Origin of the sequence: Allobosea sp. LjRoot9 (genome assembly GCF_964252745.1) — a bacterium.
Lineage (GTDB): Bacteria > Pseudomonadota > Alphaproteobacteria > Rhizobiales > Beijerinckiaceae > Allobosea.
The window spans coordinates 189,697-212,495 of record NZ_CAXUPC020000006.1 but is presented as its reverse complement, the minus strand read 5'-3'; the positions used below and the strand labels follow the sequence as shown (position 1 = coordinate 212,495).

Genomic DNA, 22,799 nt, shown 5'->3' with positions numbered 1-22,799 from the left:
ACGACGATGAAAATCCGCGCTCAGATCGGCATGGTGCTGAATCTCGACAAATGCATCGGCTGCCATACCTGCTCGGTCACCTGCAAGAACGTTTGGACGAACCGCGAGGGCATGGAATACGCCTGGTTCAACAACGTCGAGACCAAGCCCGGCATCGGTTACCCCAAGGACTGGGAGAACCAGGACAAGTGGAAGGGCGGCTGGCGCCGCAAGTCGAACGGCAAGATCGAGCCGCGGATCGGCGGCAAATGGCGGATCCTGGCGAATATCTTCGCCAATCCCGACATGCCGGAGATCGACGACTACTACGAGCCCTTCACCTTCGACTACGAGCACCTGCAGAAGGCCCCGGAGCTGGAGGCCTTCCCGACCGCCCGGCCGCGTTCGCTGATCACCGGCGAGCGCATGGAGAAGATCGAATGGGGGCCGAACTGGGAGGAAATCCTGGGCGGCGAATTCGCCAAGCGCTCCAAGGACGCCAATTTCGAAGGCATCCAGAAGGAGATGTACGGCCAGTTCGAAAACACCTTCATGATGTATCTGCCGAGGCTCTGCGAGCACTGCCTCAATCCGACCTGCGCCGCCGCCTGCCCCTCGGGCGCGATCTACAAGCGCGAGGAGGACGGCATCGTCCTGATCGACCAGGACAAGTGCCGCGGCTGGCGCATGTGCGTCTCGGCCTGCCCCTACAAGAAGATCTACTTCAACTGGTCCTCGGGCAAATCCGAGAAATGCATCTTCTGCTATCCGCGCATCGAGGCCGGCCAGCCGACGGTGTGCTCGGAAACCTGCGTCGGCCGCATCCGCTATCTCGGCGTGATGCTCTTCGACGCCGACCGCATCCAGGAGGCGGCATCGACGCCATCCGAGCAGAATCTCTACGAAGCCCAGATGGACATCTTCCTGGACCCCAACGATCCGGCGGTCATCGCCCAGGCGCGCGCCGACGGCATCTCGGAAAACTGGCTCGAGGCGGCGCGCCAATCGCCGATCTGGAAGATGGCGATGGAGTGGAAGGTCGCCTTTCCGCTGCACCCGGAATACCGCACGCTGCCGATGGTCTGGTACGTGCCGCCGCTCTCACCGATCACCGCTGCCGCGGAGGCCGGCAAGATGGGCATCGATGGCGGCATGCCGGATGTGAAGTCGCTGCGCATCCCGCTGAAATACCTCGCCAACCTGCTCACCGCGGGTGACGAGGCGCCCATCGCCAGGGGGCTCGAACGCATGCTGGCGATGCGCGCCTATATGCGCGCCAAGACCGTCGACGGCGTGATCGACGAAGCCATCGCCAGGCGCGTCGGGCTCACCGCCGCGCAGATCGAGGCGATGTACCACGTCATGGCGATCGCCAATTACGAGGACCGCTTCGTCATCCCCACCACGCATCGCGAGGTCAGCGAAGACGCCTATGAGCTTCGCGGCAGCTGCGGCTTCAGCTTCGGCGACGGCTGCCTGCCCTCCGATACGGGCGTCAACCTGTTCGGCGGGGTCAAGGCCAAGAACGACAAACCGAAGCTGGGAGCGCTGTGAGATGAAAACGCTGAAGGTTCTCTCCGCGCTGCTATCCTATCCGACCGAAGACCTGCTCGCGGCGCGCGGCGAGCTCATCGCGGTGATCGAGCGCGAGGGCGTCCTGCCGGGGACCGAGCGCGCCGCGGTGAAGCGGCTGATCGACGGCCTGGCGGATGGCGATCTGATGGATCTGCAGGAGCGCTACATCCTGCTGTTCGACCGGACGCGCGCGCTCTCGCTGCATCTCTTCGAGCATGTGCATGGCGAAAGCCGCGACCGTGGCCAGGCGATGGTCGACCTGATCAAGGTCTATGAGGATGGCGGCTACATCCCGACCGTGACCGAGCTGCCGGACTTCCTGCCGCTCTTCCTCGAATACGCCGCGACGCGCGCACCGGCGGAGGCCGTCGAGCTCATCGGCCAGCCCGCGCACGTCTTTGCGGCGCTGCGCGAGCGGCTGCGCAAGCGCAGCTCGCCTTACGAGGCCGTCTTCGCCGCGCTGGGCAAGCTCAGCAAGGTCAAGCCCGACGCCGCCATGATCGCGCGGCTGCTGGCCGAGCCCGATCCCGAGCCCGACGATCTCGAGGCGCTGGACGCCGCCTGGGCGGAAGAGGAGGTGCTGTTTGGTCCAGGCGCCGCCGCTGACGACTGTGGCAAGGACACGCTGTCGGCGAAGCTGCGCCAGGCGCGCCGTCCCGCCCCGGGGCTGGAGCCGGTCCCGGGCGCCAGACCCCGCACCCAGATTACCCATTCCGGCGTTTCGCCCCGCACGGGAGCCTGAGCCATGCGCGACATGATCTTTCAAGTTCTCTTCGTCTGGTATCCGTATTTCTGCCTCACCGCCTTTCTGTTCGGCAGCCTGATCCGGTTCGACCGGGAGCAGTACAGCTGGAAGGCGAGCTCCAGCCAGTTTCTGCGCAAGCGCCAGATGCGCTGGGGCTCGAACCTCTTCCATGTCGGCATCCTGTTCCTGTTCTTCGGCCATGCGGCCGGGCTGCTGACGCCGAAATTCATCTACACCCTGTTCATCACGGTCGAGCAGAAGCAGCTGATCGCCATCGTCGCCGGCGGCATCGCCGGCAGCCTCTGCTTCGTCGGCCTGTCCTTGCTGCTGCATCGCCGGCTGTTCGATCCGCGCATCCGCCAGACCTCGACCACAATGGACATCGCGGTCCTCGCCATCCTGTGGGTGCAGCTCTGCCTCGGCCTCCTGACCCTGCCCTTCTCGCTGTCGCATTCCGACGGCTCGGTGATGCTGACGCTGGCCCATTGGGCCCAGGGCATCGTCACGCTCCAGCCTGTCGACGGCGCCACGCTGCAGGGCCTGGCCTGGCCCTATCTGCTCCATCTCGTGCTGGGGATGACGATTTTCCTGATCTTCCCGTTCTCGCGCCTCGTCCATGTCTGGTCCGCACCGGTCTGGTATCTCGGCCGCAGGGGCTTCCAGCTTGTCCGGACCCGCCGCGCGCTCGCGCCGCGCAGCGCCGGCCGATCCTCCACGCAGCCGGCGGAGTAAGACATCATGACCACACCCCTTGCCTCCCCCTGCGCGGTCAAGCCCGCGATCACGGCCAAGCCCCGGACCGTCAGCGTCAATGGCGTCGCGATCTCGCGTGCCGCCATCGGCCGCGAGACGCAAAACCACCCCGCCGCCAAGCCGATCGAGGCCTGGCAGGCGGCGGCCCGGGCGCTCGCCGTGCGCGAGCTCCTGCTGCAGGAGGCCAGGCGCCTGGCGCTCCAGCCCGATCCGGCTGAGGATGACGAAGGCCGGCGCGAGACCGACGAGGAGGCGCTGATCCGCCAGCTCGTCGCGCAGGAAATCGTCACGCCCGAGGCCGACGAGGCCGCCTGCCGGCGCTATTTCGACGCCAACCGCCAGCGCTTCCAGTCGCCGGCGATCATCGAGGCCAGGCATATCCTGCTGCCGGCCGGGCCGAAGGATGAGGTCGCCCGCGCGGAAGCCCGCCGGCATGCCGCGCTGCTGATCCTGCAGATCCAGCAGGAGCCCACCTGCTTCGCCGATCTGGCGGCGGCGGTCTCGGCCTGCCCATCGGGCAAGACCGGCGGCCATCTCGGGCAGATCGGCCCGGGCCAGACCGTACCCGAATTCGAGACGGCGCTCGGCCATCTGCCGGTGGGGACGGTCGGCGAGGCTGCGGTCGAGACCCGCTATGGCCTGCATGTCGTGTGGGTCGAGCGCCGGATCGCGGGGCAGAAGCTGCCTTTCGAGGCCGTGCGCCAGCGGATCGGCGCCTGGCTCGGCGAGAAGGTCCGCCGCCTGGCGATCCAGCAATACATCACGATTCTCGCAGGCCGTGCCGAGATCACCGGGGTTGAGATCGCGTCCAGCCCGTCACCGCTCGTCCAGTAGGAGGCCGCCATGCAGCTTGGAGCACTTCTGACCCGGTTGTCGGACGAGACCGACGCGGCGACCGCGCTCGATGCGCTGGGCGACGTCGTCCTGCTCGCGCAGATCCAGGCGCTGGGCGACGAGCATGACGAGACTCCAGGCGAGTATGTCGCCAATGCCTCGCGCCGCTACGCTGCATTGGCGAGCGACGAGGACTGGCTGGCGCTGATGACGGCGATCGAGCGCGCCGAGGATCCAGGCCGGGCCGTGATCGGCAAGATGCTGCGCTGGGCGATCGCGCGCGACACCGCGCCAGTTCCGGAAACGGGGGGCTGCTCATGCGGCTCCGGAGGCTGCGATGGCCACTCATGAGCCCGCTCGCCGCGACCAGCTCGGCATCGAGGCCCTGCCCCCGGCGCTCCTCGACGATCCGCTTGCGTATATCTTCGCCGATCATTTTCGCCAGCGCCGTCTCTGCGCCGCGCTGCGCCACCATGCCGAGGCGGGCCATGTCGGTCGCGCGGAGGCGCAGATGATCACGGCCTATCTGCGTCGCGACCTTGTCCTGCATTACCGCGACGAGGACGAGGACCTGTTTCCGCTGCTGCTGCGCCGCGCTTTGCCCGAGGACGATCTCGCCGCGGCGCTCGACCGCCTTGCCGAAGACCACCGCCAGTCCCGGCAATCGGTCGAGGCCATCATCGGCGCCCTGACCGGGCGGCCGGCGGAAGACCCGGTGAAGCTGGCGCGCGGCATGTGCAAGCTGATGCTGTCATATGCGGCGAGCGAGCATCTTCACATGGCGGCGGAGAACGGCATCGTCCTGGCCATCGCCCGCATTCGGCTGCGGCGCGAAGACCTGAAAGCGATGAGCCGGACCATGAAGGAACGGCGCGGAGTGCCAGCCTGATGTCGCGCACGCTCGACCATCTCTTCGACCGCAATGTCGCCTGGGCGCGGTCCAAGACGCGCGACGACCCGGAGTTCTTCCGGCGCATGGCCGAGCAGCAGACGCCGCGCTATCTCTGGATCGGCTGTTCGGACAGCCGCGTCACCGCCAATGACGTGCTCGGCCTCGACCCCGGCGAGGTCTTCGTCCACCGCAACATCGCCAATATCGTCCACACCAGCGATATGAACATCCTGTCGGTGATCGAATATGCCGTCGAGCAGCTGAAGGTCGAACACATCATCGTCTGCGGCCATTATGGCTGCGGCGGTGTCGAGCGCGCGCTGATGGCCGAACGCGGCGCCATTCTGGACCATTGGCTGCAGCCGATCTCGATGCTCCATCGCAAGCATCTTGCGACCTTCGACGCGATCCGGGACGAAACCGCCCGCCTCGACCGGATGTGCGAGATCAATGTCGAGATGCAGGTTCGCCGGGTGGCGCAGACGCCGATCGTCGAGAACGCCTGGGCGCGCGGCCAGGAGCTCAACCTGCATGGCTGGATCTACCGCATCCAGGACGGCCTGCTGCGGGAGCTCGGCCCGCATCTGTCATCGATTGGCGAGCGCGACGCCCTGCCCTCGATCGACCAGCGCGTCCTCACCCCGGTCGGGGGCGCTGCGCCTGCCCGGCGCAAGGCTCACACCGGCCGCGCCAACCGGGCGCGACGCGAGGCCGCGACGGGCTGTTCCTGCCCGGCCGCCACGGAGGAACGCGCGTGACCCTGTCGAATGTCCCTCACGATCGCCCCTCCACATCCGGCCCGGGCGGCGAGCCTGGCCTCATCGGCATCGCGCCGGTCACGCGCGCGCCGCTGGTCGATCCGTTCGGCCGCGACATCTCCTACTTACGCATCTCGGTGACGGATCGCTGCGATCTGCGCTGCGTCTATTGCATGTCCGAGGATATGAGCTTCCTGCCCAAGCGCGACCTGCTGACGCTGGAGGAGATCGACCGCGTCGCCACCGCCTTCGTCGCGCGCGGCACCCGCAAGCTCAGGCTCACCGGCGGCGAGCCCCTGGTGCGGCGCGATGTGATGAGCCTGTTCCGCTCACTCTCGCGCCACCTCACCACCGGCGCGCTGGAAGAGCTGACGCTGACCACCAACGGCTCCCTGCTCGACCGCTATGCGCAGGAGCTGGCCGATTACGGCGTGCGCCGGATCAATGTCTCGCTCGACACGCTCGACCCCGACAAGTTCCGCAAGATCACGCGCTGGGGCGATCTCGACAAGGTGCTCGGCGGCATCGAGGCGGCGCGCAAGGCGGGCCTGCGGGTCAAGATCAATGCGGTTGCGCTCAAGGGCGTCAATGAGGACGAGATCGAAGGGCTGATGCGCTGGGCCCATGGGCTGGGCATGGACCTGACCCTGATCGAGGTGATGCCGCTGGGCGAAATCGAGCCCGGCCGCATCGACCAGTTCCTGCCGCTCTCGGTCGTCAGGGCGCGATTGATGGATACGTACAATCTGGTCGAGGATCCCTACCGGACTGGCGGGCCGGCGCGCTATGTCCGCGTCAAGGAGACCGGCGGGCTCGTCGGCTTCATCACGCCGATGACGCATAATTTCTGCGAGAGCTGCAACCGGGTGCGCCTGACCTGCACCGGCACGCTTTATATGTGCCTGGGACAGGAGGACGCCGCCGATCTGCGCGCGCCCTTACGCGCCTCGCCCGACGACGCGGCGCTGCACCGCGCCATGGAAGAGGCGATCTCGCGCAAGCCCAAGGGCCATGATTTCATCATCGACCGGCGCCGCGCAAAGCCCGTTATCGGCCGCCATATGAGCGTCACCGGCGGCTAGCCGCCGGCTTCCATAAGAGCGTGACCGGCGGCTGATCGAAGACCGAAAAGGAGATGACGGATGCCAGGAATAGGGACGCCAAAAATTTTGCCAATCACCGCCTTGGTCTACAGCGATGGCGAGGCGGCCGACCGGGCCCTGCACAGCGTCTGCTCGGCGCTGCGCGACAGGGGCTGCAGGCTTGCCGGCCTCGTGCAGCATAACCGGCCCAATCCCGGGCGCTCGCGCTGCGACATGGAGCTGGAAGACCTGGCGAGCGGCGCGCTGACCGGCATCACGCAGGATCGCGGCCGCTTGGCGCGCGGCTGCTCGCTGGATATCGGCCAGCTCCTGAATGCGATGCAGATCACGCGTGCCTCGCTGTGCCAGAAGCCCGACCTGGTGATCCTCAACAAATTCGGGAAGACCGAAGCGGAGGGCGGCGGATTGCGCCCGCTGATCGCCGAGACGATCGAGGCCGGCCTGCCGCTCCTGGTCGCGGTGCCATGGCGCAATATCGAAGGCTGGCGGCATTTCACCGGCGAGATGGCGCGGGAATACGATCTCAGCCTCCTGCCCGCCGATGAAGAGGCCCTCTGCGCTGCGCTGGGCCTTACCATTCGCCCCGGCCTGGCGCGCCATCGCGAGCCGCATTCCAGCCTTTCGCAGTAAGCCATGCCTGCAAGATCTCGAGCGAACCGGGTCCAATGATGTCTGTCCAGACGAGCCAGGCGGCGCGCCCCATGACCGGGGCAGCCGAACGCATAACCGAGGCCGATATCAGGACGCTGGTCCACAGCTTCTATGGGCGCGTTCTCGACGATGCCGAATTGGCGCCCATATTCGAGCAGGCGCTTTCGCATCGCTGGGATGCCCATCTCGAAACCATGGTGCGCTTCTGGTCGTCCGTCGTGCTCAAGACGGGGAGCTATTCCGGCAAGCCGCATCAGGCCCATATGCGACTTGGCCTGACGCCGGAGATGTTCGGGCGATGGCTCAGCCTGTTTGCCGCAACGGCCGGACAGGTCTGTGAGCCCGAGGCCGCCGCCCTGTTCATCGACCGGGCCGGGCGCATCGCCGACAGCCTCCAGATCAGCCTCGGCATCGGCCCGAAGGCGCTGAACCTTCCCGCAGCCGGGCCGCGCTGAGGGGCAACCGGGCTGGCGCGCCCGGCTCCAGCTCTATCGCGCCTGAGCCTCAGAATTCGTTCCAGCCCACCGCCGCACGCGTCTTCGCCTGCCTGGGAGCCGGCGGCGCAATCTGGTCCGACATCACCCTGGCGACCTCCCTGAGATGGCTCGCTTGCCTGAGATGGCTCGCTTGCCTGAGATCGCTCACTTGCCTGAGATCGCTCACTTGCCCGGCCAGGTCGTGGAATGCCGCGTCCTGCGGCTTGGCCCTGGTCTTGAAGCGCGCAAGGCTCGCCCGCAATTCCGTGATCCTTTCCGTCAGGACCGTCGCGGAGGCGGCGCTTTCCTCGGCCAGCGACGAGTTCTGCTGGGTCATGCCGTCGAGATGCGCCACGGTCTGGCTCATCTCCTCGATGCCATGCGCCTGCTCGGCGCTGGCCGTCGAGATCTCGCCGATGGTCGCCGACACGCGTGACGACGCCTCGTTGATCTGCGTCAGGGCCGTGCCGGCGGCACGCACCAGCGTCACGCCCTCGCTGACCTGCGCATTCGAGGATGAGATCAGCGCCGAGATGTCCTTGGCGGCAGCGGCCGAGCGCTGCGCCAGCGTGCGCACTTCCGAGGCCACCACCGCGAAGCCCTTGCCGGCATCGCCGGCGCGCGCGGCTTCCACCGCCGCGTTCAACGCCAGGAGATTGGTCTGGAAGGCGATGTCGTCGATCACCCGGATGATGGCGGAGATCTTCTGCGAAGCCGCCTCGATGCGCGCCATCGCATCGACCGCGTCGCCGACGACGGCGGCGCCGCTGCTGGCTGCCTCCTTCGCCTGATTGGCCATCTGCGTCGCCTGGCGGGCCGCCTGCGCGGAGGCCTTCACCGAGGCGGCGAGCTCCTCGGTCGTCGCGGCGGTTTCCTCGAGGTTCGAGGCCTGCTCTTCGGTGCGCTGCGACAGGTCGTTGGCGCCGGCGGTGATCTCGCGGGCGGTCAAGGTGACCTCGTTCGACGTCGCCTGGATGGTGTGGAGCGTCTCGGACAGGCGCTCGATGGTTCCGTTGATCGCCTCTTTCAGCTGGGCGAAGCGGCCCTGATAGGTTGCCGTCACCATCTGCGTCAGATCGGCATCGGCCAGCGCCGCCAGCACCGCGCCGGTTTCACCGAGGCCGCGATCGACGGTCTCGACGAGCGTATTCACGTTGTTGGCCAGCTTGTTCAATTCGATATCGGCGAACTGCACGGTCACGCGCTTGGAGAAGTCGCCGGCCACTGCCGAGGTGATGACGTCCCCGAACGCCCGCTGCAGATCCTGGCGCATGCGGGCCCGCTCGATACGCGTCAGGTTGCGGCGGCCGAAATAGTTCGAGAACTTGGCGTACAGAACCGGAAAACTGTCGATCAGCGGGTCCTCGTAATCCTCGCCGACATCGGAAAAGAACACGATCGCCGACAGCGTCTGGTTGACGTTGATCCCGAAAAGCTCGCCGAAGGTCGAGAAGCCGGCGGCGGGAACCGGCCACAGGTTCGTGGCTCCCGCCAGGGCGCCGGGGTTCGACAGCCGGCGCAGGATGCAATCATTCATCAGCACGGCAGACGGCTTCGGCTTGCCCTGCAGATAGGCGGCGATGTCCTTGCGCGTCTGCTCGACGAAATCGGTTTCCTCGAGCATCACGAGCCGGTCGCCGACCGAGATATCGCAGTAGAAGGTGATTTTTCCGTCGGTGAAATCGAGGCTGGCGACGGAGCGGACGAAGATTTCCCCGTCGAGCTCGATTCCGAAGGCTTTGTTGGCCAAGGCTGCCTTGAGCCCGTCGGGACGGCAATCGAAGCTCTTGCAGAGAGCGTCGATGAAGGCGTGGACCGTCCCGGTCGAGGCATCGAAGACCGATTGCACCGAGCGCTGATTGACGTCAGCCTCGACGACGACGAAGGAGCGATCGAGCTGGCGGAAATTCTGGCTCTTGAACAGGCCGTAACGCTGGCGCGGCGCGAGCTTCACGAAGGCGATCACAGCGTGGTCTTCGAGAATGCGCGTGCCGTCATACAGGCACGTCTTGACGAAATCGAGCTTGCCGCCGGCCGAGCCGCCGGTGAACATGCAGGGGAACTTGGCGGCGCGATAAACCGCCTCCATGAAGTAGTTCTCGGATTTCGACAGCCCGTCGATGAAGGTCAGCGCGAAGCTGTCGCGCGCATCCAGGCGGAAGGACGGGGTGACGCGGGCCAATTCGGCCGCGATCCTGTCGACGCGCTCCTCATGCTCCAGCGTGACGGCGGATTTGCCGCGAATATCCTGGCAATGCAGCGGAACCGAGAAGATCTCGGCGCGCTCGATCAGCGCCGGCGAGAAGACCTGGACGACGATGGTGCGCCAGTCGTTCGGCGTATCCAGATAAATGCGCCCGTTCGGCTGCGAACAGAGCTCGCCGGCCGTCGTCATGGCGATGATCGGCGTCCCCCCCGCCAAAGCCGTCAGCCTGCGCGAAACCTCCGCGAAATCGACATTCGGAGAGATGAAGGCCAGCGCCAGCGGCGAGCTGCGCCCGGCAAAGCGGAACAGCTTCGGATCGATCCCGTCAAGCTGCTCGTTCGTCACGGCCTGGCGAACCACGTCCTTGCACAAACTGGCACTGGCGCTCCGCAGAGCGCTCTCGAACAAACCCATCATCATCTCCCAGGTAGAACGGACGCGTTCTCGCTTTCATCGCAGCGGAAGCTGTTATTCGGTATTGTAAGGTCTATTTTATAATAAAAACGATTCAACTTACTCGCCATATCAATGAATATCGAATTCAATATTCATAATCCTGATTCGATACCCAATATATCTACAATCTGATCGAGTTTGCGCAAACCTAGTGTCGCATTTATTAATTATCGATTTATGTCGTCGCGTATTCCTCCAGTATTGATCTAGATCAATATCTCGACACCTTGGCCGCCTCTGTCCCTGGATTGCAGACCGGCCAACACTGGCCGACAGTTGCGACGCTAAAGACCGCAACGGAGAGATGAGGTGGTTCGTCCCGCCATTGCGCTGGTCTTCCCGGATCATGCTTTCGGGCGGAGAGGCGGACCGGAGGCGGGAGAAGCACCACAAAGCGCAAGCGCTCGCCGCGAAACCACGGCAGGTCGATGCGCTGATCTTGCAAGAGCAATCCGTTGCCGGCGCGTTTCGCTCGATCGGCGTGACGGATGCGATCAAGAACCGGCGCAGCCGGTTGTTTTCGGAAGGAACGCCCGACGCAACTGTCATTCCAGTTGATCTATATCAAACAATAAGATTGATTCAGATCAATTTACAGCATGAATCGTTCTTTGTAGAATTTGTTTCAGATATTTTTAAGCTCATACTCCCCCAGTTGTGCCCAACAGAGATAAATCGAGCCATCTCGGCTCATCTGAGGGGCGCCATGTCGTTTTCGCTTCTTGAGCCGTCCGCCGTGAGTGAAGCTGCCGCGATCAGGATATCGCCAGCGCTCATCGAATACGACGACCGCCAGTATCTGCGCATCGGCAAGGGCGAGGAGTAAGCCCGTGCACAATCAAATCAGCTCCGATGAGCAGGCCGCTCGCCAGGCCGCGCAGATCCGGAAAATGGTCGTCTTCCGTTTGGCGGGGCGAGCCTTCGGCATCGATGTCGACTGTGTCCGCGAGATCCGCGGATGGCAGCCAACGACCGAGTTGCCTCAGTCGGCGGACCATATGCTCGGCGTGATCAATCTGCGCGGCGCCATCGTTCCGGTGCTCGACCTGCAGGCCAGGCTTGGTTTCGGCCGCAACGCGATCGGTCTCGCCAGCGTCGTCGTCGTCGCGGATCTGGGCGAACGCATGATCGGCATTCTGGCAGATGCCGTCTCCGACATCGTCGAGTTTCTGCCCGGCGAGCTTCTGCCGGCTCCCCCCAATTGCTGTGACGCTGTCCTGCTGCACGGGCTGATCACCCGGGACAGCGAGATCATCGGCCTGCTCGACCTGGTCGCGATCGGCGGTGCCGAAGGCGGCCGCGCATGAAGATCATGATCGTCGATGACAACCGCACCTATCTGATGGTGCTGCGCGGTGTCGTGAACAATATCGGCCGGCACGAGATTTCCGTCTTCGCCAACCCGCTGGAGGCGCTGGCTGCGGCAGAAACCACCGAATTCGACCTGATCCTCGTCGATTACCTGATGCCGGAAATGGATGGCGTCGCGTTCATCCGCGCGTTGAGGCAGCTGCCGAACCATCATCACCAGCCCATCGTCATGGTCACCACGGCCGAACAGCGCGAAACGCGGATCGCCGCGCTGGATGCGGGAGCGACCGATTTCCTGCGGAAGCCGGTCGAGCCTGTCGAGCTGCGTGTGCGCGTCCACAACCTGCTTCAGCTGCGCGAGGCGCAAACGCTGATGCGCGACCGCGCCGCCTGGCTCGCCAGCGAGGTTCGGCAGGCCACGCAGGAGCTCGTCGAAAGCCAGCGCGACATGGCACGCCGCCTCTCGCGCGCGATCGACTGCCGCGACGGCCATACCGGGGACCATGTCGCGCGCATGGCGGGGCTGTGCCGCCTCATCGCCCAGGGCCTCGGCCTGGGCGATGAGCAGTGCGAGACGATCTTCGCGGCTGCGCCGATGCACGATGTCGGCAAGATCGGCATCCCCGATTCCATTCTGCAGAAGCCAGGCCGCCTCACCGAGGAGGAGATGGCGCTGATGCGCACGCATGTCTCGATCGGCGAGGCGATCCTGGCCGATGGACAGTCGAGCCTGATGCGCTGCGCCGAGCGGATCGCGAGCTCTCATCACGAACGCTGGGACGGCAAGGGCTATCCGCGCGGCATCGCCGGCCAGGCTATCCCGATCGAGGGGCGGATCGCAGCCGTGGCCGATGTCTTCGAGGCGCTTTGCGCCGACCGCGTCTACCGGCCCGGCTGGCCGCTCGGCGATGCGCGCGACTTCATCAGATCCGGCTCCGGCAGCCATTTCGACCCCGCCTGCGTGGCGGCGTTCGAGGCGCGCTGGAGCGAGATCGCCGCCTTGATGCGAACCTCGCAAGCCCCCGCATCCTCCGTCGTCGCGCAGGCCGGCTGAGCTCACGCAGCCATTTCAACGAAGGGGATCGAAGCCATGCTCAAGCGCCTATCCATAGCCTGCCTCGCCATGCTCGGCGCAATCAGCCTTGCCCTCGCCGAGACCATTCCGGCGCCGAAGGATCCGGTTATTCTGACCGTCACCGGGAAAATCACGAACAGCAACAGCGCGGAGGGCGCTGCGTTCGATGCCGCGATGCTGCAGGCCCTGCCGAGCCGCGAGACCGTCACCAACACGCCATGGTATCCGGAGAAGACCCGGTTCGAGGGCCCGATCGGAGCCGCTGTGCTCGATCTGGTCGGCGCGAGTGGAACCGTGCTGCGGGTGACGGCGCTGAACGACTATGTCGTCGAGATTCCGGTCGCCGATTTCCGGAAATGGCCGGTCATCCTGGCGACGAAGATCGACGGCAAGCCGATCTCCGTTCGCGAGAAAGGCCCGGTCTTCGTGATCTATCCCTTCGATCAGGACCCCTCGCTCTACAATGAGCTCTATTTCGGACGCTCCGCCTGGCAGCTGAAAACGATAGAGGTGCGATGACGACCCACTGGGGCGAGGGTCGCATCCGATGCTGACACGCAAGACCCGGCTGTTCGACTACGGCGTGATGGCGCTGGTGGGCGTCAGCATAGTGCTCGGCTGCGCCGTCGTAGCGACGTTCTCGGCGATCGGCACGCGCCAGCGGGCCAGCGACGAGAGCGTGCGCGAGGATGCCGTCTGGGCGGCCTACCAACTCGACAGGGAGGTCAAGAAACTCAGCGGGGCGGTTCGCGAGCTGGAGACCGAGTTCACCCGAACGCGGCGCGCAGAGGTAACCCTGCGCTACGACATCCTGTACAGCCGCGCGAGCGTGCTCACGAGCGACCACTACGCCACGAAATTCGGCGGCGAGACTGAGCTCATCATGCTGGCGCAGGAGGCGCGGCTGCGCATCTTGACGCTGGCCTCGCTGATCGATGGGCTCGATCTAGCCGGGGAGCCGGCGCGGCAAGTGTCACCGCTGCTGCTCGAACTCGAGACGATGGCGCATCTCTCCGAGCGTCTGCTCAACGTCTCCAACCTCGCCCATTCCCGCATCAGGGTTCAAGATCGCGCCGAGCTGAGATCGGTTTACGCCCAGCTGGCGAGCGTGATGACGGCGTTGATCGTGTCGCTGGCGGCGATCGTGATCTATCTCGGCATACAATTGCGCCATATCCGCATCGCCAGGCGCCGCTCCGAGCGCCTCAGCATCGAAAATGCCGAGGCCGCCAAGCGCGCGGAAGCTGGCGCGCGCGCCAAGTCGATCTTCCTGGCGACCATGAGCCATGAGATCCGGACGCCGCTGAACGGCATCATCGGCATGGTCGACATCATGCGCGATTCCGCCATGAGCGCAGGCCAGCGCGACAGGCTTGCCGTCATCGGCGACTGCAGCGACACGCTTCTGGCGCTGATCGACGACATCCTCGACTTCTCGAAGCTGGAATCGGGGGCGGTGGAATTCGAGCTCGTCCCATTCGAACTCGGCGAGGTCTGTACCGCGGTAAGCAACGTGATGGGGCAGCGCGCTCGCGAGAAGGGCATCATGCTGCATGTCGACAATCCGCAGGCTCTCGTCACGACGGATGCGACGCGTCTTCGGCAGATCCTGTTCAATCTTGTCGGCAACGCCGTGAAGTTTACCGATAGCGGCTGGGTCAGGCTGGCCTGCAGCCTGGACCGCCAGGACTGCCTGCGCGTCGAGGTCGAGGATACCGGCATCGGCATCCCGGCCGAGGCCCGCGACCGGCTGTTCCAGGACTTCAGCCAGCTCGACATCACCATCAACCGCCGCTTCGGCGGCACCGGGCTCGGCCTGGCGATCTGCCGCCGGCTGATCGGCGCGCTTGGCGGCGAGATCGGCGTCAGCCCCCGCGAGGGCGGAGGCTCCCGCTTCTGGTTCACATTCCCCGTCGGCCCGGTTGCGGCGTCGCAGGGCGCAACGGCCTCGGCGCCTGCCCAAGAACCAGACCAGACCCAAGAATCGTCCCAGACCCAAGAATCTTCCCATGATCGAAGCTTTTCAGGCCGGGTTCTGGTGGCGGAAGACAACCAGATCAATTTCGTCGTCGTCAGCGAATTGCTGCAGCGCCTCGGCCTTCAGGCGGATCATGCGCCCAATGGCGAAATCGCCGTTCATCTGGTCGGCGCCACGCATTACGACCTCGTCCTGATGGACATGCAGATGCCGGTGATGGACGGGCTCGAGGCAACGCGTTCGATCCGCCGGCTGGGCCCGGCAACCCTGCCGATCATCGCGCTGACGGCAAACGCGTTCTCGAGCGATCGCGAGGATTGCCTGGCGGCCGGCATGAGCGACTTCGTCGCCAAACCGATCAACCGTGCGAAGCTGACGGCCATTCTCGCGAAATGGCTGCCGGGCGGCGCCTCGGCCATCGCGCCGCAACCCGATGCGGTCAGGTCCGACCGTTTCGACGACCATGGCGGGCCCGGGCTGATCGACCAGGCTGCGCGGGACGCATTGCGGCGCGAGCTCGGCGATGATCTCCTCGACGAGCTGACGCGGGATTTCTGGCCCGACGCGACACGCATGGTCTCAGCCGCGGGCAAGGCCTTCGCGGCAGGCGAGACCGAGCGCGCGATCCGCGAACTGCACACGCTCAAGGGCGTGGCTGGAACGCTCGGGCTCGCCGCCGTCGCAACCGCCGCAGGAATCGCCGAGCGCGCGATCGAGGCGAGCGGGGCGGTGGACCTCGCCGTACTTCAGGCAACGCTGCTGCGCACGATCCTGACGATGGAAGCCGGCGCCCCCTCGCGGGACATAGCGGCGAGCGCAGCCTCTGCATAACGCGCCCCGGCATCTGCTGGCGATGTCGAGCCAACCGGCCCAGGCGCTCCGATCGCTCGTCAATCCGCCGGCGCATTCCACCATTGGCGGGTCATGAACCTGACACTGGCGACGAGCCATTCGAGAAACTCGGCGTCCTTGGCCGGGTCGCCGCGGTCCACCCAAAGCAGATAGGCATCGAGCAGGAAGTTCGAGATCATCTGCGCCAGCATGGAAGCATCGCCGGGCATTGCGCCCGGTTCGCCCAGCGCCTCCCGGATGCGCCCGATGGTGCGCTCGGCCAGCACGGCATGCAGACGCTTCACATGCTTGCCGAAGCGGGGATCGTAAGACGCCTGGCGCAACAGGACGCGCAGCGCAGCGCGCTTTTCATGGGCCAGCGCCAGCGTGTGCGGCAGGCGTTCGGTCCACCATTGCGCCGGCATGTCGTCCACCCCGAGCAGGGCATCGACCATATCGGCGAGGACGGCATCGATCAGCGCATCCTTCGATCGGAAGTAGCGATAGAGCACGACCTTCGCGACCCCGGCATGGTCGGCAATGGCATCGATGGTGACGCTGCGAAGACCATGCGTGTCGATCGCCTCCGCCGCCTTGACCAGCAGCAAGGCGCGCCGGTTGGCGCGATGTTCGTCGAGCATGTCCGCATAGCTGCTGGTCATGCCGTCGGTGATAGCCATATACTCGATGGGAACAAAGCGTTACTGATCAGTAACAGATTCGAATTCATCCCTTGATCACGGGAGGAGCGGATAGATGCGGGCATTCGGTATCGCCATCGTCGGCGCCATGATGGGCGTCTTGCTCGCTGGGACGGCGGAGGCACAGCCCCGTTTGCTGGAGCGGTGGCGCGAGTCGCGCAGCGCGCATTCCCAGGGCACAAGCGGGGCTGTCACGCAGACATTGCGCGTCGGCGGCCTCGAGCGCAGCTACCTGTTGCTTGCCGCATCGCGTGGCGATGGCCCGGCGCCGCTGGTGATCGTGCTGCATGGCGGCGGCGGGAGCCCCGAGACGATGATGCCGCGCTGGGCGGACAAGGCGCGCGCAGCGGGCCTGGTCATCGCCGCGCCAAAGGGGATCGGCCGCAACGACCGGATGGGGACATGGAATGCCACCGGCTGCTGCGGCGAAGCGGTGTCGCGCGGTGTCGACGATATCGGTTTCATCAACGCGCTGATCGACGATGTCTCGAAACAGACGCCGATCGATCCAAGGCGCATCTATATTACCGGCTTTTCCAATGGCGGAATGCTCACCCATCGCGTCGCCATCGCGCTCGGCAGCCGGATCGCGGCGGCAGCCGTGGTGTCGGGTGCCTTGTTCGGCAACGAAGCCGCGCCGCGCACGCCCGTGCCCATGCTCATCATCCACGGTGAACAGGATCCGGCCGTGGGCTTCAACGGTGGGATGAGCCAGACCGGCTTTGTCGCGAAGGCGCAGACCATGCCGTACCGGCCCGTCCGCGATGCCGTGGATTTCTGGCGCAAGGCAAACGGATGCACCGGCGCGCCCTCCGTAACCAGAACGCCGGGGCTACAGCAGGAACTCAGCAAAGCCTGCCGTGGCCGGGCGGATGTCGTGTTCTACGACCTGCCGCAAGGCGGCCATTCCTGGCCGGGATCGCCCGGCAGGGGCCGCTTTGCCGGCGGCGCGGAAACCGCAGCCCCGATCGACGCGACCGACACGATCTGGGAGTTCTTTCGCAGCCACCCGCGATGAGCGGGAATGCTTGGGCGGAAAGGCCGCGTCAACGACCGGCTGCCAACACATAATCTCAACTGGCGGGTGACATGGGACGCGAGGCAGTCGCACGAGCGGAGATCGGTGGCGAAGCGGGCGATGTCCGCGTTCTGCTTGAAAGCACGGAGCTGATCCTGCGTGGCGACATCCGCCGACGCTTCCCGCGCGACCGCCTCGTCAATGTCCATGTGGAGGGCGAGGCCCTTTGCTTCACCTGCAATGGCGAAGCCGTCTTGCTGCATCTGGGCGCCCTTGCGGCGGATAAATGGTCCAGGGCGATTGCCGCCCCGCCGCCGAGCCTGCGCGCCAAACTGGGGCTCAAGCAGGATGCAAAAGTCTTCCTGGTCGGTGCTTGCGACGATGCTGCGCTGACTGATGCTCTGGAGGGCGCCTTGACCGAGGATGTCGCGGATGCGGCAATGATCATCGCCCGCATCGAGGGCCCCGACGATCTCACCGCGGCTCAAGCGGCGCAGGCACAATGCCCCGATCTGCCAATCTGGGCGATCTACCTCAAAGGACACAATATCGGCTATGGCGACGGCGCCATCAGGGCCGCGCTGCGCGAGGCGGGCTTTCGGGACAGCAAGTCTTGCGCGGTCTCCGAGCGGCTGACAGCCACCCGATACAATCCGAGGCGATCTTAAAGGCCCTGCGTCGGAGCCTCCGAAGCCGCAGGCGCCCTGCCCGACCTATGACGTGCAGAAGGCCAGGACGCTGCTGAGCGAGCCCGGCTACCCGCCCGCCGGCCGGCGCGCGCGATGACGTCCTGCTCGGGCGATGACGTCCTGCTCGGGCGATGACTTGCCCGAAAGCGATCGGCCGGATCGCCCCGCTGCTAAACTCCCCTCCAAATCGACAGAAAGGCGACTGCACAGGCCTTTAAAACCCCGACCATCGCCATTCCCGAAGCTCTCCCAATCTTCTGCCGAAGCTTGTGAGAAACGCGACATCTTCTGCTTCCGATTGCAGGCGGCCGCCGATCTTACGCGCCGGCCCCCGTCTAATCTCATCGGGCCACCGGGCATGGCGTCGAGGCGAGGACGGAGCGCCCGCGCCCGATCGTCGATCGCGGCCCATTGCGGAGAGCGGTTTTGAGTGTCGATGACGATGCTGGTCTTGCTGGCGATGCGGGCGGGTCCATCATCTCGGCCGGCAGGGCGTGGGAGCCCTCCCCGGTCGTGCAGGAGGCCTATTTCCGCGATGCCGCGGCGGTGCTGGCGGCGCCGCCGAGCGTCGTCGCGGATGGCGTGCTGGCGGATCTGCTGGCGCTGCACTATGGCCTCTCCGGCGAGATCACGACCTTGTCGTCCGAAGTCGAATGCACGGCCGAGGTCGCGCTGCCCGATGGCCGGCGGTTGATCCTGAAGACGTCGCGACGGCCCGAGGCGGTCGAAAGCTTCCGTTTCCAGTCGGCCGCGATCGCTGCTGTGGCCGGCGCGGCCGGGTTCGTCGCGCCCACTATCCTGCCGACCGGCGGCGGCGCGCTGATGTTCGCGCAGGACGGCGTCTGCGGCTATCTGCAGACCCGCCTGGATGGCACACCCATGCATAGGGTGGCGCGGTCGCCGCGGTTGCTGCGCGATGTCGGCTCCGCGCTGGGACGGCTCGATCTCGCCTTGAGCCGGCGCGACCTGCCGGCGATGCATCGGCCTGTGCTCTGGCATGTCAGATGCTGGCCGCGCTTGCTGGAGCTGCAGCGCCATCTGCCGCCCGGGCCGGTCGCCGAAGCGGTTGCCCGCTCGATGCGCGATTACGAGCGTGAGATCGCGCCCGCGATCGGCAGCGTGCCCTGGCAGATCGCTCATAACGACCCGAGCCCGTTCAATACGCTGGTGAGCGAGGCTGGCATCGCCTTCATCGATTTCGGCGATGGCTGCTGGGGCCCCAGGATCCAGGACCTCGCCATCGCGGCGAGCCATCTGGTGAGCGACCCTGCCCTGCCGCTCGGCGGCGCGGAGCATCTGATTGCCGGCTATGCCGCAGCGCTGCCGCTTTCGCCCGATGAAGCGCGATTGCTCGTCGGGCTGATGCGCGCGCGCCAGAGCGCCCTGATCCTGATCAATTACTGGCGCGCTCACCTGTTTCCCGGCAATGCCGAGTACATCAAGAAGAACGTCGCCCGGGCTGAACGGGGCCTGGCCATCCTCGCCTCGCTCGACCCCGCCAGCGAGCGGGAAGCCGTCATGGCAGCGGCAGCGATGTCGTAGATTGCCGCGATTGTGCCTATGCAGGCGTCGCCGGGCGCCTCACACCGGATTGCCCCCGCATTACTGTCGAACAGGTTGAAGCTCATGTCCGTCGATCTCATACCCGTCGATCTCATGCCCAACCGCTACAGGCCGGGTGAGGCCGATATCGCGCCACGCGATGCGGCGCTGATCGCCCGCCGCGACGCGGTGCTCGGCTCGTCCTATCGCCTGCAATATCGCCGGCCGGTTCACTTCGTGCGCGGTGAAGGGATGTGGCTCTACGACCCCGATGGCCGCGCCTATCTCGATTTCTACAACAATGTTCCCTCTCTCGGCCATTGCCACCCCGAGGTGAACGCGGCCATGGCGGCGCAGGCCGGCCGGATCAGCGCGAATACGCGCTATCTCGAACCGCAGCTGGTCGATTATGCCGAGCGGCTCGTCGCCACCTTTCCCGAGGAACTCGACCGGGTCGTCTTCACCTGCACGGGGAGCGAATCCAACGACCTCGCGCTCAGGATCGCCAGGCTCGTCACCGGGAATGAGGGCGTGATCGTCTCGTCCTACGCCTATCACGGCACGAGCGCGGCGGTGGCGATGGTCTCGCCCAATCTCGGCGAGGCCGTGCAGCTCAGCCCCTCCGTGCGCATGGTCAACCTGCCCGGCCCCGCAGGCGTGCCGGATGCGCAGGCTGCCGCGTTCTTCGAAGCGCAGGTGCGCGCCGCGATCAAGGATCTGAACCGGCGCGGCATCGGCGTTGCGGCGCTGTTGATCGACAGCATCTTTTCAAGCGACGGTGTCTGGGTCGATCCTCCCGGCTTCATCGCCGGCGCGGTCGCGGCGGTGCGCGAGGCCGGCGGTCTCTTCATCGCCGACGAGGTTCAGCCGGGTTTCGGACGCACCGGCGCGCATATGTGGGGCTTCGAGCGGCATGGCATCGCGCCCGACCTCGCCACGCTCGGAAAGCCCATGGGCAACGGGTTCCCGATCGGCGCGGTTGTGGGGCGTCATGCCGCGATGGACCGTTTCGGCGCCACGGCCCGGTACTCGAATACATTCGCCGGAAACACCGTCGGCATCGCCACCGCCGATGCGGTTCTGACGATTCTGCAAAGGGACCGGATTCCGCAGAACGCACTCGCCATGGGCGCGCGCCTGAACGCCGGTCTCGAGCAGCTTGCAGGCCGAGCGGAAGGCATCCGGGCCGTGCGCCATGCCGGCCTGTTCTTCGGCATCGATATCGGCCTCGAGGGGATGGCCGCCGCTCAGCGCCGCGCCATGGCCTTGAACGTCGTCAATGCCCTGCGCGATGACGGCGTTCTGATCAGCACTACGGGTGCGAATGAAGACACGCTCAAGGTGCGTCCGCCGCTGATCTGCGAGGCGGCTCATGTCGATCGCTTCCTCCAGGCCCTTCAGGACGCGCTGGGCACTGCCGCCCCATAGGGGCTGCGCGAGGCGATGATCAGCGCAAGGGCGCGCGCGTCGTCGCTGCACCGATCTCAAGCGCGTTCGGCCCAGCCCCTCGCGCTTGCGCAACGCGTCGTCCGCAGGAGGATCATGCCGGGCGTCCGACACTTGCGCGGTCGGTCGAACACCCTCAGCATCGCTCGCCCCGTACGGCCGGTCGATCAGCATGGCTCGCAGGGGTTAGAGGCGGCAAAGAAGCAGCGCCTGGGCAGCGCGGTTCACGATCCCGGACGAATGTAAGCGCATGGAAACTGCAGTTTCACTCGATTGGCTCGACATCAAGCTTCTCGATCATATCCAGCGAAACGGCCATTGTCTGAACGTTGAGCTGGCGGCCGCCGTGGGACTCTCACCCAGTCCCTGCCTCGCCCGGATGAAACGTCTTTTTGAAGCCGGTGTGATCCGGGGCTACGACGCCAATATCGCGCTCGAGAAGCTCGGCAGTTTCATCACGGTTTTCAGCGAGATCACCATCAGCGAACACCGACGCGACAGCTTTCGCCTGTTCGAGGAGGCGGCCGAGACACTGCCGGAAATCACCGAATGCTACAATGTCAGCGGTGGCTGCGATTATATTCTGAAGATCATCGTCGAGAGCTTGTCACGCTTCAGCGCGATCAGAGATCACATGCTCGAGCTCGATGTCGGCATCATCAAGTTCTCCAACAGGATCGTCCTGAGAAAGCCATTCGAGACACGGACCGTCCCGCTGCGAAATATACTGCCGAAGCGCTAGAGCGGTTTTCGATCTGACTGAACCGTCATTGCGAGCACCCGGGTCTTGCCTTCGGCAAGCCCGAGTACAGGCTCCGCGAAGCAATCCAGGAACGGCAGAGCTCTACGTCCTCCTGGATTGCTTCGTCGCTTCGCTTCTCGCAATGACGGTCTGTGTTTCACTCAGATCGAAAACCGCGCTGGATTTCTACTCAGCCGATTGACGGCGCCTCGTCGGGATCACGCGGCATGGCGTTTCCGACGGCGGCATCGTGACGGATGCCGCCGCAATCAGGACAAGGGATTGAATGGACGCATTTTGGCTTCAGAGCCCGAACACCCCTGGCAGACCGCCAATGTCCGGGATCTCGACATAGCCGTAATAGGGGTTGGGCGGCTCGTGGCCGCGATTCACCCAGACCTTGTGTTTGATGCCGAGATCATGCGCCGACATCAGGTCGTAGCGGAACGAGGAGGAGACGTGGCAGATGTCCTCGGGCCCGCAGCCGAGCTTGTCCAACATGTATTCGAAGGCCTTGAAGCGCGGCTTGTAGGCCCCGGCCTGCTGCGCCGTGTAGACGGCATGGAAGGGCGCGCCGAGTCGGGCGACATTGTGCGGAATCTGCTCGTCCATCGCATTGGAGAGGATGACGAGGGGGATCTCCTTCGCCACCTTGGCGAGGCCCGCCGGCACATCCGCGTGCGGGCCCCAGCTGGGGACCTGCTCATAGACCCAGCGCGCATCTTCGGGGCGGAACGCGACGCCGTTACGACGGCAGCTCTGCTCGAGCGCGTTGTAGACGATCGCCTCGTAAGGCTTCCAGTCGCCCATCACCTCATCGAGGCGGTAGGCCGAGAAGTCATCGATGAGCTTGCGCAAAGCGGGCTCGTCCAGCTTTGCGCCGTAAAGCGCGCGCGCAGCGTCCGCCATCGCGAAATAGATCAGGGTCCCGTGGCAATCGAAGGTCACGTATTTGGGTTTGAAGACACTCATCATCGCTGCTCCTGATCGGCGAAGCGATCGGCCTCGCTTCCGCTGCGATCATAGTGTCCGGCGACC

At 65.4% G+C, this 22,799-nt stretch carries 23 protein-coding genes; 20 read left to right on the top strand and 3 right to left on the bottom strand.

The window, feature by feature from the left end; translation table 11 throughout:
• Nucleotides 1-6 precede the first annotated feature (6 nt).
• From narH to ACSQ3P_RS22450, 10 genes are all read left to right on the top strand, one after another.
• Nucleotides 7-1,533, top strand: coding sequence for a nitrate reductase subunit beta (gene narH / locus ACSQ3P_RS22495; protein ID WP_092177482.1), 1,527 nt, complete (start codon nt 7-9; stop codon nt 1,531-1,533).
• Between the two features lies 1 nt (nt 1,534).
• Nucleotides 1,535-2,296, top strand: a complete 762-nt coding sequence (gene narJ / locus ACSQ3P_RS22490) for a nitrate reductase molybdenum cofactor assembly chaperone (RefSeq protein WP_436167708.1) — start codon at nt 1,535-1,537, stop codon at nt 2,294-2,296.
• 3 nt (nt 2,297-2,299) lie between these two features.
• Nucleotides 2,300-3,031, top strand: a complete 732-nt coding sequence (narI, locus tag ACSQ3P_RS22485) for a respiratory nitrate reductase subunit gamma (protein ID WP_436167707.1) — start codon at nt 2,300-2,302, stop codon at nt 3,029-3,031.
• A gap of 6 nt (nt 3,032-3,037) precedes the next feature.
• A complete protein-coding gene (locus tag ACSQ3P_RS22480) occupies nt 3,038-3,886 on the top strand; it encodes a peptidylprolyl isomerase (RefSeq protein WP_436167706.1) in 849 nt (282 codons plus the stop codon).
• Between the two features lie 9 nt (nt 3,887-3,895).
• Entirely contained in the window at nt 3,896-4,237 is a 342-nt protein-coding gene (locus ACSQ3P_RS22475) for a hypothetical protein (protein WP_436167705.1), read from the top strand.
• A complete protein-coding gene (locus ACSQ3P_RS22470) occupies nt 4,224-4,775 on the top strand; it encodes a hemerythrin domain-containing protein (protein WP_436167704.1) in 552 nt (183 codons plus the stop codon). The genes ACSQ3P_RS22475 and ACSQ3P_RS22470 overlap by 14 nt, the downstream gene beginning before the upstream one ends.
• The gene (locus ACSQ3P_RS22465) at nt 4,775-5,536 is read left to right on the top strand and encodes a carbonic anhydrase (RefSeq protein WP_436167703.1); all 762 of its coding nucleotides are present in this window, start codon (nt 4,775-4,777) and stop codon (nt 5,534-5,536) included. The genes ACSQ3P_RS22470 and ACSQ3P_RS22465 overlap by 1 nt, the downstream gene beginning before the upstream one ends.
• A gap of 62 nt (nt 5,537-5,598) precedes the next feature.
• Nucleotides 5,599-6,618: a GTP 3',8-cyclase MoaA gene (moaA, locus tag ACSQ3P_RS22460; RefSeq protein WP_436167790.1), complete on the top strand. Its 1,020-nt coding sequence runs from the start codon at nt 5,599-5,601 to the stop codon at nt 6,616-6,618.
• A 60-nt stretch (nt 6,619-6,678) separates the two neighbouring features.
• A complete protein-coding gene (locus tag ACSQ3P_RS22455; RefSeq protein WP_436167702.1) occupies nt 6,679-7,269 on the top strand; it encodes a DUF2478 domain-containing protein in 591 nt (196 codons plus the stop codon).
• A gap of 71 nt (nt 7,270-7,340) precedes the next feature.
• The gene (locus ACSQ3P_RS22450; RefSeq protein ID WP_436167701.1) at nt 7,341-7,745 is read left to right on the top strand and encodes a group III truncated hemoglobin; all 405 of its coding nucleotides are present in this window, start codon (nt 7,341-7,343) and stop codon (nt 7,743-7,745) included.
• Between the two features lie 49 nt (nt 7,746-7,794).
• Here ACSQ3P_RS22450 and ACSQ3P_RS22445 read toward each other — a convergent pair whose 3' ends face one another.
• Nucleotides 7,795-10,386, bottom strand: a complete 2,592-nt coding sequence (locus tag ACSQ3P_RS22445; RefSeq protein WP_436167700.1) for a methyl-accepting chemotaxis protein — start codon at nt 10,384-10,386, stop codon at nt 7,795-7,797.
• Nucleotides 10,387-10,732: 346 nt separating this feature from the next.
• On the opposite strand from ACSQ3P_RS22445, the gene ACSQ3P_RS22440 reads away from it, so the two are divergent.
• From ACSQ3P_RS22440 to ACSQ3P_RS22420, 5 genes are read left to right on the top strand one after another with little or no spacing between them, the layout of a single operon-like run.
• On the top strand, nt 10,733-11,254 hold the full coding sequence (locus ACSQ3P_RS22440) for a hypothetical protein (RefSeq protein WP_436167699.1): 522 nt from the start codon (nt 10,733-10,735) through the stop codon (nt 11,252-11,254).
• Nucleotides 11,169-11,735 carry a chemotaxis protein CheW gene (locus tag ACSQ3P_RS22435; RefSeq protein WP_436167698.1) on the top strand — a complete coding sequence of 189 codons (567 nt, stop codon included), beginning with the start codon at nt 11,169-11,171 and terminating at the stop codon, nt 11,733-11,735. Before ACSQ3P_RS22440 ends, ACSQ3P_RS22435 begins: the two co-directional genes overlap by 86 nt.
• The gene (locus ACSQ3P_RS22430) at nt 11,732-12,793 is read left to right on the top strand and encodes an HD domain-containing phosphohydrolase (RefSeq protein ID WP_436167697.1); all 1,062 of its coding nucleotides are present in this window, start codon (nt 11,732-11,734) and stop codon (nt 12,791-12,793) included. The genes ACSQ3P_RS22435 and ACSQ3P_RS22430 overlap by 4 nt, the downstream gene beginning before the upstream one ends.
• A 36-nt stretch (nt 12,794-12,829) precedes the next feature.
• Nucleotides 12,830-13,333 carry a hypothetical protein gene (locus ACSQ3P_RS22425; protein WP_436167696.1) on the top strand — a complete coding sequence of 168 codons (504 nt, stop codon included), beginning with the start codon at nt 12,830-12,832 and terminating at the stop codon, nt 13,331-13,333.
• A 28-nt stretch (nt 13,334-13,361) separates the two neighbouring features.
• A complete protein-coding gene (locus ACSQ3P_RS22420; protein WP_436167695.1) occupies nt 13,362-15,623 on the top strand; it encodes an ATP-binding protein in 2,262 nt (753 codons plus the stop codon).
• Between the two features lie 59 nt (nt 15,624-15,682).
• Here the strand turns inward: ACSQ3P_RS22420 and ACSQ3P_RS22415 are convergent, their stop codons facing one another.
• Nucleotides 15,683-16,303: a TetR/AcrR family transcriptional regulator gene (locus tag ACSQ3P_RS22415; protein ID WP_436167694.1), complete on the bottom strand. Its 621-nt coding sequence runs from the start codon at nt 16,301-16,303 to the stop codon at nt 15,683-15,685.
• A gap of 76 nt (nt 16,304-16,379) precedes the next feature.
• Between ACSQ3P_RS22415 and ACSQ3P_RS22410 the strand changes: the two genes are divergently transcribed.
• The 5 genes from ACSQ3P_RS22410 to ACSQ3P_RS22390 all read left to right on the top strand — a co-directional run bounded on the left by ACSQ3P_RS22410 (nt 16,380) and on the right by ACSQ3P_RS22390 (nt 21,761).
• Nucleotides 16,380-17,342, top strand: a complete 963-nt coding sequence (locus ACSQ3P_RS22410) for an extracellular catalytic domain type 1 short-chain-length polyhydroxyalkanoate depolymerase (RefSeq protein WP_436167693.1) — start codon at nt 16,380-16,382, stop codon at nt 17,340-17,342.
• 71 nt (nt 17,343-17,413) lie between these two features.
• A complete protein-coding gene (locus tag ACSQ3P_RS22405; protein ID WP_436167692.1) occupies nt 17,414-18,010 on the top strand; it encodes a hypothetical protein in 597 nt (198 codons plus the stop codon).
• Between the two features lie 447 nt (nt 18,011-18,457).
• Entirely contained in the window at nt 18,458-19,573 is a 1,116-nt protein-coding gene (locus ACSQ3P_RS22400; RefSeq protein WP_436167691.1) for a phosphotransferase, read from the top strand.
• A gap of 84 nt (nt 19,574-19,657) precedes the next feature.
• The gene (locus ACSQ3P_RS22395) at nt 19,658-21,001 is read left to right on the top strand and encodes an aspartate aminotransferase family protein (protein ID WP_436167690.1); all 1,344 of its coding nucleotides are present in this window, start codon (nt 19,658-19,660) and stop codon (nt 20,999-21,001) included.
• Nucleotides 21,002-21,269: 268 nt separating this feature from the next.
• Nucleotides 21,270-21,761, top strand: coding sequence for an Lrp/AsnC family transcriptional regulator (locus ACSQ3P_RS22390; protein WP_436167689.1), 492 nt, complete (start codon nt 21,270-21,272; stop codon nt 21,759-21,761).
• A gap of 303 nt (nt 21,762-22,064) precedes the next feature.
• On the opposite strand, the gene ACSQ3P_RS22385 is transcribed toward ACSQ3P_RS22390, so the two are convergent.
• Nucleotides 22,065-22,733 (bottom strand): haloacid dehalogenase type II, encoded by a 669-nt coding sequence (locus ACSQ3P_RS22385; RefSeq protein WP_436167688.1) that lies wholly within the window; start codon nt 22,731-22,733, stop codon nt 22,065-22,067.
• Between the last annotated feature and the right edge of the window lie 66 nt (nt 22,734-22,799).

Coding starts and splice junctions, on each gene's coding strand:
- ACSQ3P_RS22425 (WP_436167696.1), top strand. CDS start 12,830: ATGCTCAAGCGCCTATCCATAGCCTGCCTCGCCATGCTCGGCGCAATC.
- narI (WP_436167707.1), top strand. CDS start 2,300: ATGCGCGACATGATCTTTCAAGTTCTCTTCGTCTGGTATCCGTATTTC.
- ACSQ3P_RS22410 (WP_436167693.1), top strand. CDS start 16,380: ATGCGGGCATTCGGTATCGCCATCGTCGGCGCCATGATGGGCGTCTTG.
- ACSQ3P_RS22450 (WP_436167701.1), top strand. CDS start 7,341: ATGACCGGGGCAGCCGAACGCATAACCGAGGCCGATATCAGGACGCTG.
- ACSQ3P_RS22475 (WP_436167705.1), top strand. CDS start 3,896: ATGCAGCTTGGAGCACTTCTGACCCGGTTGTCGGACGAGACCGACGCG.
- ACSQ3P_RS22440 (WP_436167699.1), top strand. CDS start 10,733: ATGAGGTGGTTCGTCCCGCCATTGCGCTGGTCTTCCCGGATCATGCTT.
- ACSQ3P_RS22445 (WP_436167700.1), bottom strand. CDS start 10,386: ATGGGTTTGTTCGAGAGCGCTCTGCGGAGCGCCAGTGCCAGTTTGTGC.
- ACSQ3P_RS22455 (WP_436167702.1), top strand. CDS start 6,679: ATGCCAGGAATAGGGACGCCAAAAATTTTGCCAATCACCGCCTTGGTC.
- narJ (WP_436167708.1), top strand. CDS start 1,535: ATGAAAACGCTGAAGGTTCTCTCCGCGCTGCTATCCTATCCGACCGAA.
- ACSQ3P_RS22480 (WP_436167706.1), top strand. CDS start 3,038: ATGACCACACCCCTTGCCTCCCCCTGCGCGGTCAAGCCCGCGATCACG.
- ACSQ3P_RS22385 (WP_436167688.1), bottom strand. CDS start 22,733: ATGAGTGTCTTCAAACCCAAATACGTGACCTTCGATTGCCACGGGACC.
- ACSQ3P_RS22395 (WP_436167690.1), top strand. CDS start 19,658: ATGTCCGTCGATCTCATACCCGTCGATCTCATGCCCAACCGCTACAGG.
- ACSQ3P_RS22420 (WP_436167695.1), top strand. CDS start 13,362: ATGCTGACACGCAAGACCCGGCTGTTCGACTACGGCGTGATGGCGCTG.
- ACSQ3P_RS22415 (WP_436167694.1), bottom strand. CDS start 16,303: ATGGCTATCACCGACGGCATGACCAGCAGCTATGCGGACATGCTCGAC.
- ACSQ3P_RS22465 (WP_436167703.1), top strand. CDS start 4,775: ATGTCGCGCACGCTCGACCATCTCTTCGACCGCAATGTCGCCTGGGCG.
- ACSQ3P_RS22430 (WP_436167697.1), top strand. CDS start 11,732: ATGAAGATCATGATCGTCGATGACAACCGCACCTATCTGATGGTGCTG.
- narH (WP_092177482.1), top strand. CDS start 7: ATGAAAATCCGCGCTCAGATCGGCATGGTGCTGAATCTCGACAAATGC.
- ACSQ3P_RS22390 (WP_436167689.1), top strand. CDS start 21,270: ATGGAAACTGCAGTTTCACTCGATTGGCTCGACATCAAGCTTCTCGAT.
- ACSQ3P_RS22470 (WP_436167704.1), top strand. CDS start 4,224: ATGGCCACTCATGAGCCCGCTCGCCGCGACCAGCTCGGCATCGAGGCC.
- ACSQ3P_RS22405 (WP_436167692.1), top strand. CDS start 17,414: ATGGGACGCGAGGCAGTCGCACGAGCGGAGATCGGTGGCGAAGCGGGC.